This window comes from Neotabrizicola sp. VNH66 (assembly GCF_049445895.1).
In the GTDB taxonomy this organism is placed as follows: domain Bacteria; phylum Pseudomonadota; class Alphaproteobacteria; order Rhodobacterales; family Rhodobacteraceae; genus Pseudogemmobacter.
The window spans coordinates 183,290-200,171 of record NZ_JBMSDW010000006.1 but is presented as its reverse complement, the minus strand read 5'-3'; the positions used below and the strand labels follow the sequence as shown (position 1 = coordinate 200,171).

16 protein-coding genes are annotated in these 16,882 nt (G+C 66.8%); 6 read left to right on the top strand and 10 right to left on the bottom strand.

Annotated features, from left to right (window positions below; all coding sequences use genetic code 11):
- Nucleotides 1-12: 12 nt before the first annotated feature.
- From ACO2Q5_RS11210 to ACO2Q5_RS11190, 5 genes are read right to left on the bottom strand one after another with little or no spacing between them, the layout of a single operon-like run.
- Nucleotides 13-954, bottom strand: coding sequence for an ABC transporter permease (locus tag ACO2Q5_RS11210; RefSeq protein ID WP_423290976.1), 942 nt, complete (start codon nucleotides 952-954; stop codon nucleotides 13-15).
- Nucleotides 954-2,003, bottom strand: coding sequence for an ABC transporter permease (locus tag ACO2Q5_RS11205; RefSeq protein ID WP_423290974.1), 1,050 nt, complete (start codon nucleotides 2,001-2,003; stop codon nucleotides 954-956). The genes ACO2Q5_RS11210 and ACO2Q5_RS11205 overlap by 1 nt, the downstream gene beginning before the upstream one ends.
- Nucleotides 1,993-3,522 (bottom strand): ABC transporter ATP-binding protein, encoded by a 1,530-nt coding sequence (locus ACO2Q5_RS11200; protein ID WP_423290972.1) that lies wholly within the window; start codon nucleotides 3,520-3,522, stop codon nucleotides 1,993-1,995. Before ACO2Q5_RS11200 ends, ACO2Q5_RS11205 begins: the two co-directional genes overlap by 11 nt.
- Entirely contained in the window at nucleotides 3,519-4,865 is a 1,347-nt protein-coding gene (locus ACO2Q5_RS11195; protein WP_423290970.1) for an amidase, read from the bottom strand. Before ACO2Q5_RS11195 ends, ACO2Q5_RS11200 begins: the two co-directional genes overlap by 4 nt.
- 5 nt (nucleotides 4,866-4,870) lie before the next feature.
- A complete protein-coding gene (locus tag ACO2Q5_RS11190) occupies nucleotides 4,871-5,857 on the bottom strand; it encodes a BMP family protein (RefSeq protein ID WP_423290968.1) in 987 nt (328 codons plus the stop codon).
- 444 nt (nucleotides 5,858-6,301) lie between these two features.
- Here ACO2Q5_RS11190 and ACO2Q5_RS11185 point away from each other — a divergent pair, with 444 nt between their 5' ends.
- The 4 genes from ACO2Q5_RS11185 to ACO2Q5_RS11170 all read left to right on the top strand — a co-directional run bounded on the left by ACO2Q5_RS11185 (nucleotide 6,302) and on the right by ACO2Q5_RS11170 (nucleotide 10,205).
- Nucleotides 6,302-7,402 carry an ABC transporter substrate-binding protein gene (locus ACO2Q5_RS11185; protein WP_423290966.1) on the top strand — a complete coding sequence of 367 codons (1,101 nt, stop codon included), beginning with the start codon at nucleotides 6,302-6,304 and terminating at the stop codon, nucleotides 7,400-7,402.
- Nucleotides 7,403-7,492: 90 nt separating this feature from the next.
- A complete protein-coding gene (locus ACO2Q5_RS11180) occupies nucleotides 7,493-8,371 on the top strand; it encodes an ABC transporter permease (RefSeq protein ID WP_423290964.1) in 879 nt (292 codons plus the stop codon).
- Nucleotides 8,368-9,162, top strand: coding sequence for an ABC transporter permease (locus ACO2Q5_RS11175; protein WP_423290962.1), 795 nt, complete (start codon nucleotides 8,368-8,370; stop codon nucleotides 9,160-9,162). Before ACO2Q5_RS11180 ends, ACO2Q5_RS11175 begins: the two co-directional genes overlap by 4 nt.
- Nucleotides 9,159-10,205 (top strand): ABC transporter ATP-binding protein, encoded by a 1,047-nt coding sequence (locus tag ACO2Q5_RS11170; RefSeq protein WP_423290960.1) that lies wholly within the window; start codon nucleotides 9,159-9,161, stop codon nucleotides 10,203-10,205. The genes ACO2Q5_RS11175 and ACO2Q5_RS11170 overlap by 4 nt, the downstream gene beginning before the upstream one ends.
- Before the next feature lie 73 nt (nucleotides 10,206-10,278).
- Here the strand turns inward: ACO2Q5_RS11170 and ychF are convergent, their stop codons facing one another.
- On the bottom strand, nucleotides 10,279-11,376 hold the full coding sequence (gene ychF, locus ACO2Q5_RS11165; RefSeq protein ID WP_423290958.1) for a redox-regulated ATPase YchF: 1,098 nt from the start codon (nucleotides 11,374-11,376) through the stop codon (nucleotides 10,279-10,281).
- A gap of 117 nt (nucleotides 11,377-11,493) precedes the next feature.
- Here ychF and ACO2Q5_RS11160 point away from each other — a divergent pair, with 117 nt between their 5' ends.
- Complete coding sequence (locus ACO2Q5_RS11160; RefSeq protein ID WP_423290956.1) at nucleotides 11,494-11,904, top strand: VOC family protein; 411 nt, start codon at nucleotides 11,494-11,496, stop codon at nucleotides 11,902-11,904.
- Here the strand turns inward: ACO2Q5_RS11160 and ACO2Q5_RS11155 are convergent.
- Nucleotides 11,901-12,269 (bottom strand): DUF1801 domain-containing protein, encoded by a 369-nt coding sequence (locus tag ACO2Q5_RS11155; RefSeq protein ID WP_423290954.1) that lies wholly within the window; start codon nucleotides 12,267-12,269, stop codon nucleotides 11,901-11,903. The two genes, ACO2Q5_RS11160 and ACO2Q5_RS11155, sit on opposite strands and share 4 nt — an antisense overlap.
- A gap of 115 nt (nucleotides 12,270-12,384) precedes the next feature.
- Here ACO2Q5_RS11155 and trpA point away from each other — a divergent pair, with 115 nt between their 5' ends.
- Nucleotides 12,385-13,176, top strand: coding sequence for a tryptophan synthase subunit alpha (gene trpA / locus ACO2Q5_RS11150; RefSeq protein WP_423290952.1), 792 nt, complete (start codon nucleotides 12,385-12,387; stop codon nucleotides 13,174-13,176).
- Between the two features lie 138 nt (nucleotides 13,177-13,314).
- Here the strand turns inward: trpA and ACO2Q5_RS11145 are convergent, their stop codons facing one another.
- From ACO2Q5_RS11145 to ACO2Q5_RS11135, 3 genes are read right to left on the bottom strand one after another with little or no spacing between them, the layout of a single operon-like run.
- Nucleotides 13,315-14,700 carry a glutamine synthetase family protein gene (locus ACO2Q5_RS11145; protein WP_423290950.1) on the bottom strand — a complete coding sequence of 462 codons (1,386 nt, stop codon included), beginning with the start codon at nucleotides 14,698-14,700 and terminating at the stop codon, nucleotides 13,315-13,317.
- Nucleotides 14,701-14,705: 5 nt separating this feature from the next.
- Nucleotides 14,706-16,073: an aspartate aminotransferase family protein gene (locus tag ACO2Q5_RS11140; RefSeq protein WP_423290948.1), complete on the bottom strand. Its 1,368-nt coding sequence runs from the start codon at nucleotides 16,071-16,073 to the stop codon at nucleotides 14,706-14,708.
- 49 nt (nucleotides 16,074-16,122) lie between these two features.
- Entirely contained in the window at nucleotides 16,123-16,875 is a 753-nt protein-coding gene (locus tag ACO2Q5_RS11135) for a sulfite exporter TauE/SafE family protein (protein WP_423290946.1), read from the bottom strand.
- Between the last annotated feature and the right edge of the window lie 7 nt (nucleotides 16,876-16,882).

The window sequence follows — 16,882 nt, the reverse complement described above, 5'->3', positions numbered from 1 at the left end:
GGCCTCCGGGGTTCAGCGCTCTCCGCGCCGGTAGGGTTGCATCAGCGCCTGCGGCACGCGCGCGCGCCGCGCCATCACGGCCAAGGCCACGATGGACAGGACATAGGGGATCATCAGGAAAATCTGATAGGGCACGGCGCCGCCCAGCACCGTCTGCAGCCGCAACTGGAAGGCATCGAAAAACGCAAACAGCAGCGCGCCCAGAAGCGCCCGCCCTGGCCGCCACATGGCGAACACCACCAGCGCAATGCAGATCCAGCCGCGGCCCTGCACCATGGTGGGGATGAAGCTGTCAAAGGCCGACAGGGTCAGGAAGGCCCCGCCGACCGCCATCAGTGCCGATCCGGCAATCACCGCACCATAGCGCACCGCCATGGGGTTGATGCCCTGCGCCTCGGCCGCGTGGGGGTTCTCACCCGCCATGCGGATGGCAAGGCCCAGCGGGGTGCGGAACAGGACCCAGACCATGGCCAGCGCCAGAAATATCGCCAGATAGGTGGGCGCGGTCTGGGTGAAGAAGGCCGGGCCGATCCACGGCAGGCCCGACAGCGCGGGCAGATCCACCGGGGCAAAGCGTTCGATCTTGGGCGGGGTGCCTTCGATAGGCACGATCAGCCGAAAGACGTAATAGCTGAAGCTTGAGGCGAAAAGCGTCACCCCCAACCCCGAAACATGTTGCGAAAGTCCAAGCGTCACCGTCAGCCCGGAATGCAGGACACCGAAGACCGCGCCCGAAATGGCCGCCACCAGCAGCCCTGTCCACAGGTCGGCCCCACCCCAGACCGCCAGCCAGCCGATCATGGCGCCGAAGGTCATGATCCCCTCGATCCCGAGGTTCAGCACCCCCGCCCTTTCGCACAGAAGCGCGCCCAAGGTGCCAAGGATCAGCGGCGTGGCGATGCGCAGGACGGCAGCCCAGAGCCCGGCAGAAGAAAGGATGTCCAGAAGATCCATCAGCGCCGCACCCTGTATTGCGTGAAGAAGATGGCGACCAGCATGCACAGCAAGGACAGCGCCACCGTCACATCGGCAATGTAAGAGGGAACGTCCAGCCCCCGGCTCATCCCGTCGGCGCCGACGAACATGGCGGCAATGAAGACGGCCGCCAGCACCACGCCCAAGGGGTGCAGATTGGCCAGCATGGCGACGACGATGCCGGAATAACCATAGCCGGGCGACAGTTCGGTCGTGACATAGGACATGACGCCCATCACCTCCACTGCGCCCGCCAGCCCGGCCAGCCCGCCCGAGATCATGGCGACCTTCACCAGCGTCGGCCCCAAAGGCACGCCCGCAAAGGCCGCGCCCGCAGGATTCAGTCCGGCAGCGCGGGATTGCAGGCCAAAGGCGGTGCGCGACTGCACGTAATGCACGACGAAGGCCAGCACGACGGCAATCAACAGGCCCATATGCAGCCGCGACCGCGGCACCAGCTTTGGCAGCATGGCGTCATCGGCCACCGGCACCGATTGCGGCCAGCCAAAGGCCATGGGGTCCTTCAGCACCGTGTCGATCAGCATGGAGACGACCAGCACCGCCACGAAGTTCAGCAGAAGCGTCGTCACCACCTCATCCACCTGAAACCGCAGCCGCAGCCACAGCGGGATCAGCAAGAGCACCGCCCCCGCCGCCGCCCCAGACAGCATCAGGAGCGGGATCTGCACCACCCCCGGCAGGCCGGAGAGGAGATGCGCCGATACCCCCGCCACGGTGATGGCGCCCAGATACAGCTGCCCCTCGGCCCCGATGTTCCAAAGCCGCGCGCGGAAGGCCACGGCGGCGGCCAGCCCGGTCAGGATCAACGGCACGGCACGGGCCAAGGTCTCGGTCACCGCAAGGCGCGAGCCGAAGGCGGACAGGAAGATCCGCCCGAAGGCCTCCAGCACCGGCGCGCCGGCAAGGGCGATCAAGACCCCCGCCAGCGAAAGCGCCACCGCCACCGCCAATAGCGGCGTCGCCAGCACAAGGCCCGCGGGCCGGTGGTCCCGCCGTTCAAACCGCATGGGCCGCCCCCGACATCGTTCCGGTCCAGTCACCCGCCATCATCAGCCCCAGTTGTCGCGCATCGGCCCCGTCCGCCGCCACGGCAGGCGACAGGCGCCCGCCGACGATGGCCTGTATCCGGTCGGCCAGCGCCATAACCTCGTCCAGATCCTCGGAAATCAGCAGGACCGCCGCGCCGGCCTTGCGCGCGGCAAGAATGCGTTCATGCACCGCGGCCACCGCACCCTCATCCAGCCCCCGCGCGGGCTGCGCCGCGATCAGGATGCGAGGGTGGTCCATCAGATTGCGGCCAAGGATCAGCTTTTGCATGTTTCCGCCCGACAGCAGGCGGATGCGGCTGCCGGGGGTGCCGCCGCGCACGTCGAAGGCGTCGATCACCTTTTGCGCGAAGGCCATGCCTGCCCCACGGTCCACCAACCCGCGGCGGGTAAAGGCGGGCAGCCGCTCCAGCACGGCATTTTCCCAGATCGCCATTTCGCCGATGGCACCGTCGCGGTTGCGATCCTCGGGGATGCGGCCGATGCCCGCGGCCACCACCTGCGGCACGGTCAGATCCCCCACCGGCGCGCCGAACAGCCGCAACTCGCCCGCCGTGCGCCGCGCGGTGCCGCCCAGAACCTGCGCCAGCTGCGCCTGCCCGTTGCCGGAGACGCCGATGATCCCCAGCACTTCACCCGCCCGCAGGGTAAAGGCAATGTCCTTCAGCCGGTCCACGCCCCCCTGCCGCAGGGTCAGGCCCACGGCCTCCAGCACCACCGCGCCGGGGGTCACCGCCTCACGCCGGGGGCGGTGGACGGCGCGGCCCACCATCAACTCGGCCAGTTCGGCCTTGGTCGTCTCCGCCGCCCGGCGTTCGGCCACCTGCCGCCCGCCGCGCAGCACGACGATGCGGTCGGCCGTCGCCATCACCTCATCCAGCTTGTGCGAGATGAAAATGAGGCTCAGCCCCTGCGCCGCCATGCCCTTCAGCGTGCGGAACATCTGCTCCGCCTCGATATTCGTCAGCACCGCCGTGGGTTCGTCCAGCACCAGAATGCGCGCATCATTATAGAGGGCCTTCAGAATCTCGACCCGCTGCTGTTCGCCCACCGACAAATCGCCCAGCCGGGCGTCCGGGTCCACCTTCAGGCCGAACCGCTGCGACAAGGCCAGCAGCTTCGCCCGCGCGGCCGTGGTGTCGGAGCGCAGACGCCACAGGCTCTCGGTCCCGGTCATCACATTTTCCAGCACGGTCAGATTGCCCGCCAGCGAGAAATGCTGGTGCACCATGCCCACCCCGGCCCGGATCGCCGCACGCGGGCGCCCGCGCGGCAGATCGGCGCCGAAGACGCGGATCGTGCCGGAATCGGGGGTGTAGTGGCCGAAAAGAATGCTCATCAGCGTGGTCTTGCCCGCACCGTTTTCGCCCAGCAGGGCCACGATCTCGCCCTTGGCCAAAGACAGCGAGACATCGTCATTGGCCAGCGTCGGGCCAAAGCGCTTGGTGATGTTGCAAAGCTCCAGAACGGTTTCGCTCATGCCAGCCCCGCGACAGGAAAGGGATGTTGCCAGCGTTCGCCGGATTCAAGGCGGCTGGCAAGGGAAAGGAGGACCGGCTCGCCCCCCATCGGCGCCAGCAGCTGCACCGGCAGTGGCAGGCCCGCGGCATCGGTGCCAAAGGGCAGGGTCAGGGCGGGCCAGCCCGCGATATTGGCCATCGCGGCAAAGGGGGCGAACCCGGCCATGCGGGCGAAATGCGCGGCGGTGTCGGTGTGGTCCATCGGGAAATACCCCAAAGGTTTGGGCGCGGTGGCGAGCATGGGCGTCAGCAGCACATCCGCCCCGTCGCACAAAGCGCCAAGGTCGCGCGACAGGAACACCATGTCCTGCGTCACATGCCAGACCTGCGGCCCGGTCATCGCGGTGCCCATGGCGGCCACGGCCCGTGTCATCGGCTCGGCCCGCGACAGGTCCAGCGCGGCCCCCGCCACGAAGGTCGCCAGATTGATCGCCACCACATCGGCGAACAGCCGGTCGGCGCGGGCGGCCAGCGCCTGCAAGGCCTTGGCATCGATCCGGGTGATCCGGTGGCCCGCCTGCTCCAGATCGCGCGCCGCAGCCTCGACCGCTTCGGCGCGCACCGCTTCGGCGGGTTCGGCGACCAGACCGATGCGGAACGGCCCGTCGCGCTGGTCAAACTCAACCGGCGGAAACGGTCCCGGCGGCCCGCCGTGGCAGGCGGCGAACAGGGTCAGCGTATCGCGGACCGAACGGCAGACCGCCAGCTCACTGGCGATGCCGCCCAGATGGTTGCCGTAGCCCGGCCCGCCCGGCATGCTGCCGCGCCCGGGTTTCAGCCCGACCAGCCCGCAGCAGGCCGCGGGCACCCGGATCGACCCGCCCGCATCGGTGGCATGGGCAATCGCGACGATCCCCGCCGCCACAGCCGCCGCCGCGCCGCCCGAGGATCCGCCGGGCGACAGCGCGGGGTCCAGCGGGTTGCGGCAGAGGGGGCCAAGCGCCGGTTCGCTGGACAGCGACAGCCCGAACTCCGGGCTGGTCGTCAGGCCGATAGGCACCAGCCCCGCCCCGCGGAACCGGGCGGCCAGGTCGCTGTCTTGCGTGCCGTCACCCGCCAGCATGACAGACCCGCACCGTTGCGGCAGCCCCGCGAAGGGGGCGCCCAGATCCTTGGCCAGCGTGGGCACCCCGGCAAACGGGGCACCGGGATCAAACACCGGCACAGCGGGCGGGCGCAGCAGGCAGACCGCGCCCAGCCCTTCTTGCGCCTGTGCAGCCGCGACCGCTGCGGCCAAAGCGGCATCAGCGGTGGTCCGGCCAAGGCGGATCGCCCCGGCCAGCGCGGTCGCATCATTCTTCATCGCGCTCAGGCCGGTTCGTTGAAATCCTGCGGCACGGTGAAGGCGCCGGATTTGATGTCGGCGCGGACCTTCTCCATCTCGGCCTCGATCTCCGGCCCTGCCACGCCCGGCACATAGGAAATGTCGCTGCCGCCTTCCTTCATCAGCGCATAGGCCGTGTAATCCTTGCCGGTGGGCGTGCCCGCGGCAATATCGGCCAGCGCGGCGTTCAGGATCGGGCGGAAGCCCCAGAGCGCATTGGCAAACACGGTGTCGGGATACATCGGCGTGTAATCGATCAGGGAACCCACGGATTTGATCCCCCGCTCCTTCGCCGCATCGGCGGTGCCGATCCGTTCGCCGAACAACAGGTCCGCGCCCGCGTCGATCAGCGCCAGCCCCGCCTCGCGCGCCTTGGGCGGGTCAAAGAAGGTGCCGATGAAGGTGGTCTTGTGCGTCACATCGGGGTTCACGGCCTTGGCGCCCGCGGCGAAGGCATTGATCAGGAGGTTGATTTCCGGGATCGGCATCGCACCGACCGAGCCCAGAACGTTCGACTTCGTCATCTTGCCCGCCAGCATGCCCGCCAGATAGGCGCCATCATAGTTCCAGGTCCCGAAGGTGCCGAAATTCGCCCCCTCCGGCCCGCCGGACGAGCCCATGACAAAGGCGGTGTCGGGGTAATCCGCCGCCACCTCACGCGCCTGCTTTTCCACCGGGAACGTCTCACCAATGATCAGCTTGGCGCCGCCTTCGGCATATTCCCGCATGGCGCGGGTGTAATCCGGCCCGGCAACCCCTTCCGAGAAGACATATTCGATGGCCCCTTCGGCCGCGGCCTCCTGCAAGGCCTTGTGCAGGACCGAGTTCCACGCGTTTTCCACCGGAGAGCCGTGGATGCCCGCCACCTTGACCGGGGTCTGCGCCCGGGCAAAGGGCGCAAGGCTGGCCGCCCCCAGCACGAGGCCGGATTTGATCAGCCCACGGCGGGAAAGAAGAAATCTGTCGGACATTGGTCCATCTCCCTGATGGTTGTTATGCAAACAGCGTTGGAACCGCGCCCGGTGCGAGTCAACGGCTTCTTGGGGCAGATCCGCCCAAGCGCCGGGCAAACCGGACGGATCCGCCGCATTTGCGCGCAGCCGGGCCGGGCGGCTGACGACTCATTTCCACCGGCGGGACCGGCCCTTGCCGTCCCCGCGCGCAAATGCCTCATCCACGGGCAGATTCCTTTGCATCAATGTTCAATCCTGGGCTGTATTCGTTCCGTCCCGGCCCCGTTCGTTTCCGGGCCGTTACGAAGCCGCGAAAGAATTGTCACATTCGGACGCTACACGCTCTTGCGCGAGTCTGCGCGGCATCGTTACGTTTCTGTTACAAAACGCGCCTGACCGGCGCCGGTGACAGCAGCACCGGTGCCGCCGCAGACGGATAAACAACCAACCCGGGAGAGACCCATGACCCTGAAGACCACTCTGGCCGCGACGGCCAGCCTCATTGCCCTGATGGGCGGTGCGGTATCGGCCCAGACGCTGGCCGAAATCGAAGCCGCCGCCAAGGCCGAGGGCATGCTGACCACGATCGCGCTGCCGCATTCGTGGTGTGGCTACGGTGACGTGATCGCCGGTTTCAAGGCGAAATACCCCGAGATTCAGGTGAACGAACTGAACCCCGACGCGGGTTCTGCTGACGAGGTCGAGGCCGTGAAGGCCAACAAGGGCAACACCGGCCCGCAGGCCCCCGATGTGGTGGACGTGGGCCTTGCCTTCGGCCCGTCGATGATGGCCGAAGGCCTGCTGCAACCCTACAAGGTCTCGACCTGGGATGAGATCCCCGATTCGATCAAGGACCCGGACGGCCATTGGTATGGCGATTACTACGGCGTCATGTCCTTCATCGTGAACAAGGATCTGGTGGAAAACGCCCCGACCGACTGGGCCGATCTGCTGAAGCCGGAATATGCCGGTCAGGTCGCACTCGCAGGCGATCCGCGCGCCTCGAACCAGGCGATTCTGGCTGTGCTGGCCGCGGGCCTGTCGAAGGGCGCCGCTTCGGGTGAAGACGCGGGCAAGGCCGGGCTGGAGTTCTTTGCCGAGCTGAACAAGGCGGGCAACTTCGTCCCGGTGATCGCCAAGGCGGGCACCATCGCCCAAGGCGCGACCCCCATCGCCATTGCATGGGACTACAACGCCCTTGCCTGGGGTGACGAGATGGCCGGCAACCCGCCGGTGGAAATCGTCGTTCCGAAGACCGGCGTTCTGGCAGGTGTCTACGTCCAGGGCATCAGCGCCTATGCGCCCCATCCGAATGCCGCCAAGCTGTGGATGGAATACCTCTATTCGGACGAAGGCCAGAATCTGTGGCTGAAGGGCTACTGCCACCCGGCGCGCTTCAACGCGATGGCCGCGGCGGGCAAGCTGGACGCGGGCGCGATGGAAAAGCTGCCCCCGGCCGAATCGTATGAAGCCGCCTATTTCCCGACCGTCGCCGAAGTGGACTCCAACAAGGCGGCCGTGACCGGCGGCTGGGATGCCATCGTCGGCGCCAACGTCGAATAAGACGACCCCCTTGACGCTGTACCCGGCCCGGAGGCACCCTCCGGGCCGGGTTTCACCGTTTCCTCCTCACCCCCTGCGCCCAGAGGTCTCATGGCCGATGCCCCGACCGTGCCGCGCCGGCGTCAGCTTCCGCTGACCTGGCTGGGTCTTGCGCCCTTCGTCATCTTTGCCGTCCTGTTCCTGATCTGGCCCACGATGCATATCGTGATCGGCGCCTTCCAGACCCGCGACGGCAGCTTCACCCTGCAGAACCTGCGCGACCTGAACACCGGCACGATTCCGTCCAGCTACTGGGTCTCGATCAAGATTTCCGCCGCCTCGGCCGCACTTGGCTGCCTTGTCGGCTTCGGCATGGCCGCCGCGGTGACCTTCGGCGCCGTGCCGCGCTGGATCCGGTCGCCGCTGATGACCTTTTCCGGCGTCGCCTCGAACTTTGCCGGTGTGCCGCTGGCCTTTGCCTTTCTGGCGACCTTCGGTCCCATCGGCCTTGTCACCGTGTTCCTGCGGCAGAACTTCGGCATCGTGCTGTCGCGCGATCTGGGCTTCAACATCCTGTCCTTCTGGGGCCTGACGATCACCTATCTGTTCTTCCAGATCCCGCTGATGATCCTTGTCATCACCCCCGCGCTGGAGGGGCTGAAGCGCGAATGGCGCGAGGCGGCCGAGGTTCTGGGCGCCACCACCGCGCAATACTGGCGCATGGTCGCGCTGCCGATCCTGTTCCCGTCCATCCTCGGCACCTTTGCGCTGCTGTTTGCAAATGCCTTCGGCGCGGTTGCCACCGCCATGGCGCTGACCGGGTCGTCGCTGAACATCGTGCCGATCCAGCTTTTCGCGCAGATCCGCGGCGATGTGCTGGGCAATCCGAATCTGGGCTATGCCATGGCCTTCGGCATGATCCTCGTCACCGCCGTGGCCAATGTCCTTTACATCTGGCTGCGCGTCCGGGCCGAGAGGTGGCTGAAATGAGCCTTTGGGGAAAGATCACCGGCTGGATCGTCCTGCTGTTCGGGCTGGGCTATTTCGCACTGCCCCTGCTGGGTCTGACCGAGTTCAGCCTGAAGGCCCGGCGCGGCGTCTATTCGCTGGATGCCTATACCAGGATCATCGGCGATCCGGAGTTCCAGTATACGTTCGTCTATTCCATCGTCATGGCGCTGGTGACGATTGCCATCGGCGTTCTGCTGGTGGTGCCGACCGCCTTCTGGGTGCGGCTGAAGATGCCGCGCGCGCGGCCTTTCGTGGAATTCCTGACGCTGCTGCCCTTGGTCATCCCGGCCATCGTCATCGTCTTCGGCTATATCCGGCTTTACAACACCTCCAGCTGGCTGCCGCTGACCGGGACGATCTTCGGGACGAACCTGCTTCTGGCCTTCGGCTATACCACCCTGGCCCTGCCCTACATGTACCGCTCCATCGACACCGGCATGCGCACCATCGATGTGGCCACCCTGTCCGAGGCGGCGCAGAGCCTTGGCGCGGGCTGGGTGCGGATCATCGGCCGCATCATCATGCCGAACATGGTGCCGGCGATCCTGTCCGGGGCCTTTCTGACCTTTGCCGTGGTCATCGGCGAATTCACCATGGCGGCGCTGCTGAACCGGCCCGCCTTCGGCCCCTATCTGGCGCGGATCGGCGCGAACAAACCCTATGAACCCTTTGCCCTGTCGGTCATCGCCTTCGGCATCACCTGGGTCTGCATGGGTCTTCTGCAACTGGCGAACCGCCTGTCCAAACACACGAAAGCCGCCGCGAAATGAGTTTCCTGACCATCTCTCATCTGGAAAAATCCTTCGGCGCGAACCGCGTGGTGAAGGACTTCAACCTTGCGGTCGAGAAGGGAGAGTTCATCTCGCTCCTCGGCCCCTCCGGCTGCGGCAAGACCACCGTGCTGCGCATGGTGGCAGGGTTCGAGACGCCCACCTCGGGCAGCATCACCATCGACGGCAAGGATGTGACCGGGCTGAAGACGGCGAAGCGCAACGTCGGGATGATGTTTCAGGCCTATGCCCTATTCCCGAACCTGACTGTGGCCGAGAATGTGGGCTTTGGCCTGAAGGTCGCGGGTGTCCCGCGGGCCGAGCGTGACGCCCGCGTGGCCGAGATGCTGCGCCTGATCGGCCTGCCCGATCTGGGCGGTCGCTATCCGTTCCAGCTGTCGGGCGGCCAGCAACAGCGCGTGGCCCTTGCCCGTGCGCTGGCGCCGCGTCCGCGCGTTCTGTTGCTGGACGAGCCGCTGTCGGCGCTGGATGCCAAGGTCCGCGTCAGCCTGCGGAATGAAATCCGCGAGATTCAGCGCGAGTTGGGCATCACCGCCATCTTCGTGACCCATGATCAGGAAGAGGCTTTGTCGATTTCCGACCGCATCGTCGTGATGAATGGCGGTATTGCCGAACAGGTCGGCGAACCGCATGAAATCTACAACCGCCCCACCACCAAATTCGTGGCGAATTTCGTGGGCACGCTGAACACCTTCGATGCCACCGTTTCCGGCCCCGGTCAGGTTCTGGTCGCAGGCACGCCGGTCACTGTGACCGACGGGCTGCCCGCCTCTGGCCCGGTCACGCTGGCGCTCCGCCCCGAGGCGGTGCGGCTGGGCCGGGCCGAGGGGCGCGAGGTGGTGCTGCCCGCCACCATCGAGGAGGTGCATTTCCTCGGCTCGGTCATCCGGTTGCGGGCGGCGGCGGGGGGATCGCATGTCCACCTTGACACGTTCAACCGCGCCGACACCCCGCCCCCGCCGGTGGGCGCGCAGACCGAGATCAGCTTCTCGGGCCGCGATGCCATCGTGCTGGCGGGCTGAACAGGGTTGGTAGAAACGCAAACGGCGCCCGCAGGGGCGCCGTTCGTCTTTGTGGTCGTGGTTCAGGGCCCGCTCAGGCGTTGAACAGGAAATGCAGGACATCGCCGTCCTTGACCTCATAGGTCTTGCCTTCCACCCGGAACTTGCCCGCTTCCTTGGCTCCGGCCTCACCCTTGCCCGCGACGTAATCGTCATAGGCCACGGTTTCCGCCCGGATGAAGCCCTTCTCAAAGTCACCGTGGATCACGCCCGCCGCCCCCGGCGCCAAAGTGCCCTTCAGGATGGTCCAGGCGCGGGCCTCTTTCGGGCCGACGGTGAAATAGGTCTGCAGGCCCAGAAGGTCATAGCCCGCGCGGATCAGCCGGTCCAACCCCGCCTCATGCAGGCCCATTTCCTCAAGGAACACCTTGGCATCCTCGTCGGGCAGTTGCGCCAGCTCTTCCTCGATCCGGGCGGAGATCACCACCGTGCCCGCGCCCTGCCTGGCCGCCATCTCGGCCACCCGGGCCGACTGGCTGTTGCCCTCTGCGGCCGAGGCTTCCTCGACGTTGCAGACATAAAGCACCGGCTTCGCGGTCAAAAGCTGCAACAGGCCCCAGGCCCGCTGGTCATCCTCCGACACCTGCACCGTGCGCGCGGGCTGCCCCGCCTCCAGCACCTTCTGCGCCAGGGCCAGCAGCCGGTCCTGATCGGCGGCTTCCTTGTCGTTCCCCTTCAGCTTGCGCGCCAGATTGGCGCGGCGGCGTTCGATGGATTCCAGATCGGCCAGCATCAGCTCGGTCTCGATGGTCTCGGCATCGGCGACCGGGTCGACGCGGCCCTCGACATGGGTGATGTCGCCGTCTTCAAAGCAGCGCAGCACATGGGCCACTGCATCGCATTCGCGGATATTGGCCAGAAACTGGTTGCCCAGCCCCTCACCCTTCGAAGCGCCACGCACCAGACCGGCGATATCGACAAAGGTCATCCGCGCCGGGATGATCTGCTTTGACCCGGCAATCGCCGCCAGCGTGTCCAGCCGCGCATCGGGCACCGCCACCTCGCCCACGTTCGGCTCGATGGTGCAGAACGGGAAATTCGCCGCCTGCGCCGCCGCCGTCTTCGTCAGCGCGTTGAACAGCGTGGACTTGCCCACGTTCGGCAGCCCGACAATCCCCATCTTGAAGCCCATCACCGGCCCTCCATCATTGCAGCGCCCTCTTAGGCGGGCCGCCGCGGCGGATCAAGGAACAAGCTGTGCAAGCGGGCGTCTCCCTGCCATGCTGAGGCCCTGCAACGGAGGAATCCCATGTCCTTTGACCCCTATCTCCACTTTCAGGGCAATTGCCGCGCCGCGATGGAGGCCTATCAGGCCCTGTTCGGCGGCGAGCTGTCGATGATGACCTATTCCCAGATGCCCGAAGCCCCGCCCGAACAGGCCACCTCCGACCTGATCATGCATTCCACGCTGGCGACCGGCGGGCGCATGCTGATGGCCTCGGACTTCCCGCCCGGTATGGCAGGCGATCCGCAGCAGGCCGTCACGATCAGCCACATCGCCCCCTCGATTGACGAGGCGAAACGCCTGTTCGCCGCCCTCTCCGACGGCGGCGCCCCGATCATGGCGTTTCAGCCGACCTTCTGGTCCGACGGATTCGGCATGGTGAAGGATCGCTTCGGCACCCACTGGATGATATCCGCCCCCTGGCGGCAGGGTTAAGGCTTCCGGTTCGCCGCCGCCGCGACCCGCACCAGCGCGGCCAGCGCGTCCGCGTTCAGGGTGCTGTCCGCGAACAGATCCATCGCGCGGCGGGTGTTGCCGTCCAGACTGGCGTTGAACAACCCCGCCGGATCGGGCAGCGCCGCGCCCTTGGCGAAGGTCAGCTTGACCTTGTCCCGATAGGTCTCGCCGGTGCAGAGGATGCCGCCCTGCGACCAGACCGGCACGCCGCGCCATTTCCACTCCTCCACCACCTCCGGCAGCGCCTGCCGGATCACAGCCCGCACCTGTGCCAGCATTTGCCCGCGCCAATCCGCCAGTTCCGCGATCCGCGCGTCGATCCGCTCCGATGCCGTCGGTTCCATTTTCCCCTCCTCCCGCCATGGCAGTGTCGCGGATGCCCTCCGCAGTGCCGCCCTGCCCATTGCTTTTCCCGCCGCAGCCGTGCAAACCCGTTCCGCAGCAGGACGAGGGCCCATCATGACACGGATCGACGATACTTTCGCGCGGCTGAAGGCCGAGGGGAAGAAGGCCTTCGTCGCCTATATGATGGGGGGCGACCCTGATGCCGAAACCTCGCTTCAGGTGATGAAGGGCTTCCCCGGCGCGGGCGTCGATATCATCGAACTGGGCATGCCCTTCACCGACCCGATGGCCGACGGCCCCACCGTGCAGGCCGCGGGCCAGCGCGCGCTGGAGGGCGGCATGACGATGGACAAGGTGCTGGACATGGTCTGCGCCTTCCGCACGGGCGACCAGACCACGCCCATCGTCCTGATGGGCTATTACAACCCGATCTATTCCCGCGGCGTGGACCGCTTCCTGACCGAGGCGAAAGAGGCCGGGATCGACGGGCTCATCGTCGTCGACCTGCCGCCCGAGGAAGACAGCGAGCTGTGCCTGCCCGCGCAGGCGGCCGGGCTGAACTTCATCCGGCTGGCCACCCCCACCACCGATGCGGCCCGCCTGCCCGCGGTGCTGAAGAACACCTCCGGCTTCGTCTATTACGTCTCGATCACCGGGATCACCGGCGCCGCCGCCGCACAAGCCGCGACCGTCGGCCCCGAGGTCGCGCGCATCAAGGCCGCGACCGACCTGCCCGTCGTCGTGGGCTTCGGCATCACCACGCCCGAAGGCGCCCGCGCGCTCGCCGCGGTGGCCGATGGCAGCGTCGTCGGATCGGCCATCGTCAAGGACATCGGCGCGCGCAAGCCCGTGGCGGAAATCCTTGCCAATGTCGCGGCCCTTGCCGCGGGCGCGCATTCCGCCTGATCCCTTGCGCCCCACCGCAGCTGCGGGTGCCTCCGGCGGGGATATTTGAACAAAGCGGAAAGCCCTTTCCAGTTTGCACAAATATCCCGGGGGGAGGCGAAGCCGGGGGGCAGCGCCCCCCTGCCCGGCCGCGGTGGGTCAGACCGTATGCAGATAGAGGTCGAAATCGACCTCGCTCACCGTCCGCATCACCCGCGCATATTCCGCCGCCTTCACCGCGGTAAAGGTGCGGTGCATATCCTCGCCCAAGGCCTCTTTCAGGAAGGCCGAGGCGCTGGCCGCCTTGATCGCGGACCGCCAGTCGTCGGGCATCACGATATCGGTTTCCGCATCATAGCCGTTGCCGGTGACCTCGGGGCCGGGGTCGATCCTGTTCTTCAGACCATGACGGATGCCCGCCAGAACCGTGGCCGCCACCAGATACGGGTTGGCATCCACGCCCGCGGGCCGGTGTTCGATCCGCCGCGCGCGGATATCGCCCGCCGGGATTCGCAGCGCAACCGAGCGGTTGTTGACACCCCAGGTCGGGCTGACCGGCGCGTAGGACTGGCTGGCAAAGCGGCGCCATGAATTCGCATGCGGCGCGAAGACCAGCATGCTCTCGCCCATGGTCTGGCGCAGCCCGCCGATAGCATGGCGGATCGTGTCGTTCCACTGGCCCTCGGTCTCTTCGACAAAGACATTGCGGCCCTGCCCGTCCTGCAGGGACACATGGAAATGCATCCCCGAACCCGCATAATCCTCATTCGGTTTCGCCATGAAACAGGCGGTCACCCCATGCAGCCGGGCATGCATCCGTACCAGCCGCTTCAGCCGCATCAGGTCATCCGCGGCCTGCATCACATCTTCGCGGTAATGCAGCGTCAGCTCATACTGCCCCGGCGCGAATTCCGAGATCAGGGTTTCCGCCTTGATTCCCGCGGCCTTGGCGCCGGCATAGATGTCGTTGAACAGCGGCAGCATGCCGTGCAGTTGGTCCACCGAATAGACATCAGTTTTCGAATTGCGCCGCCCGTCCAGCACATCGCGCGCGGGCACCATCTTGCCGTTCGGATCGCGGTCATTGGCCAGCAGGAAGAACTCCAGCTCGAAGGCGCCCGCGGGGAACAGCCCCTCCGTCGCCATCGCATCGACCTGCCGCTGCAGCGCGTGCCGCGGATCCGATGTCATGGGCGTGCCATCGAGATTGTAGAGCGTCAGGAATACCTCGCCCCGCGGCGGGTTGGTGCCCGCCAGCGGCACCAGCGTGCCCGGCACCGGCCAGGCCCGGCGGTCGCCGTCGCCCTGATCCCAGATCAGCCCGGTCTCATGCACATCCTCGCCGCAGATATCGAGGCCGAGAATCGAGATCGGCATGTGGCGGCCGGATTTGTAGATCGACAGAAGCTCGTGCCGCCGGATGATCTTGCCACGGCCGATGCCGTTCGAATCGTGCAGCACGATGTCGAACGCCTCGATCTCGGGGTGGGCGGCCAGAAAGGCCTCGGCCTCGGCGGGGGTGGAACCAGAGGGGCTGTGAGTCATGGCAGTCACGCGAAAAGCTGGGTCAGCAGGGCATCGAAGCGGGCGATCAGGCGGTCGATCTGCGCCTTTTTCGTGGCCGGGCTGACCAGCATCATGTTGTGGAAGGGGGCGATCAGACTGCCCCGGTTCAGAAGGCCCGTATGCAGCGCGGATTCCACCGCGGGCTGATGGGCATGGGCGGCCTCGGCCCCGTTCTTCAGGGGCCCCGGGGCGCAGATGAACTCCACCCGCGCGCCGACGCGGACGACATGCCACGGTGCGCCGTGACGGGCGATGACGGCGGACAGCCCCTCGGACAGCCGCGCCGCGCCCTTTTCCATATGGGCATAGGTCTCAGGCGTCATCACCTCGGACAAAGTGGCGACCAGACAGGCGAGTTGCATCGGATTGGCCGAAAGCGTGGTGCCCATGCCGCTGTGCCCCGCGGGACGGGCGGCATTGGCCGTCTCATACCGCTGGGCCACGGTGTCAGTCATGCCCCAGACCGCCGTTGGCATGCCCCCCGCCACGCATTTGCCGACCACGAACATATCCGGCGACAGGCCATGGACGCGGGTATAGCCGCCAAGACCGGAGGAAATCGTATGCGTCTCGTCGATGATCAGCAGCGCACCGGCCTTGGTGGCCAGATCGCGCAGCCCCGCATGAAAGCCCGGATCGGGCAGCACCATGCAGGAATTGGTCATCACCGGCTCCGTCAGGATGGCGGCCACGTCGCCTTGGGCCAGCGCGGCGGCAACGCCCGCCAGATCGTTGAATTCACAGGCCACGGCGCCATCGGTCATGTCGCGGATCTGGCCCAGCAGGCCGGGCCGGGTGACGGTCTGACCCTCGGCCAGCGCCACCATCACATCATCCACCGTGCCATGATAGCAGCCGTTGAAGACCAGCACCTTGGGCCGCCCCGTCACCGCCCGCGCCACGCGGATGGCATAGCGGTTGGCGTCGGTCGCCGTGGTGGCCACCTGCCAGCGCATCGGGCCAAAGGTCTGCGACAACAGCCGCCCGGCCTCCGCCGCCGCCTCGGACGGCAGCATATAGGTCAGGCCGCGCCGCGCCTGCTGGCGGATGGCGCGGGCGACCGGCGCGGGGGAATGGCCGAACATCGACCCGGTGTCGCCCAGACAGAAATCATCCAGCACCTGCCCGTCGATATCGGTGATCTTCGCGCCATGGGCCTTTTCGATCACCGGCAGATGCGGCATCGGCCAGTCGGTCATCCAATGCATCGGCACGCCGGACAACCAATGCGCCGCGCCCGCCTGCATCCGTTTCGCCGATTTCGGCCGGCTTTCGGCAAAGCGTGCGGCTTCGGTCGCGGCAAAGGCAGCAAGGCGGTCGCGCGGGATTCCGGCGATCAATTCGGACGACATGGACGGACCCTCCTGATCCCCTGTCTATGCCGCAGAATTTGATCAAAAATCAAGTGGCCTGACGGAGGAAGAAGACCGCTGCCATGACCAGCCCCACCAGCGTGATAAATATCCGCAGCGCCGTCATGCTGGGAATGCGCTTGGCCAGATGCGCGCCGCCCCAGCCGCCCAGGGCACAGGCCAGCCCGAGGATCAGCCCGTTCTCCCAGTCGATCACCCCTGCCACGGCATAGGTGGCGACCGAGACGCTGGACAGCACCGCCGACAGCAGGTTCTTCAGGCCATTCATCTGATGCAGCCGGGTGAAGCCCATGAAGCCGAAGGCCGCCAGCAGCATGATGCCCAGCCCGCCGTTGAAGTAGCCGCCGTAGATCGACACCACCAGCAAGAGGCCAAGCGCCGCCGGACGGGTCAGCGCCCCGCCCTGCCCCGTCACCCGCCGCACCAATGCCGGACCTGCGGCAAAGATCAGCGTGGCCGCCAGCAAAAGCCACGGCACCACGACCGAAAACACCTCATTCGGGGTGACCAGCAGCAGAAGCGCGCCCAAAAGCCCGCCGACGATCGCCATGGCCACCATGGCGCGCACCGGCACCGGGCTGGCGGCGCGGATTTCGTGGCGAAAGCCCCAGGCGCTGCCGATATAGCCCGGCAGCGCGGCCATGGTGGCCGTGGCGTTGGCCATCACCGGCGGCACGCCCACAAAGACCAGTGCCGGGAAGGACAGGAACGTGCCCCCGCCCGCCACCGCGTTCAGTGCGCCCGCGGCCAGCCCCGCCAGAATCAGGATGAGATGTTCCATTTCGCCC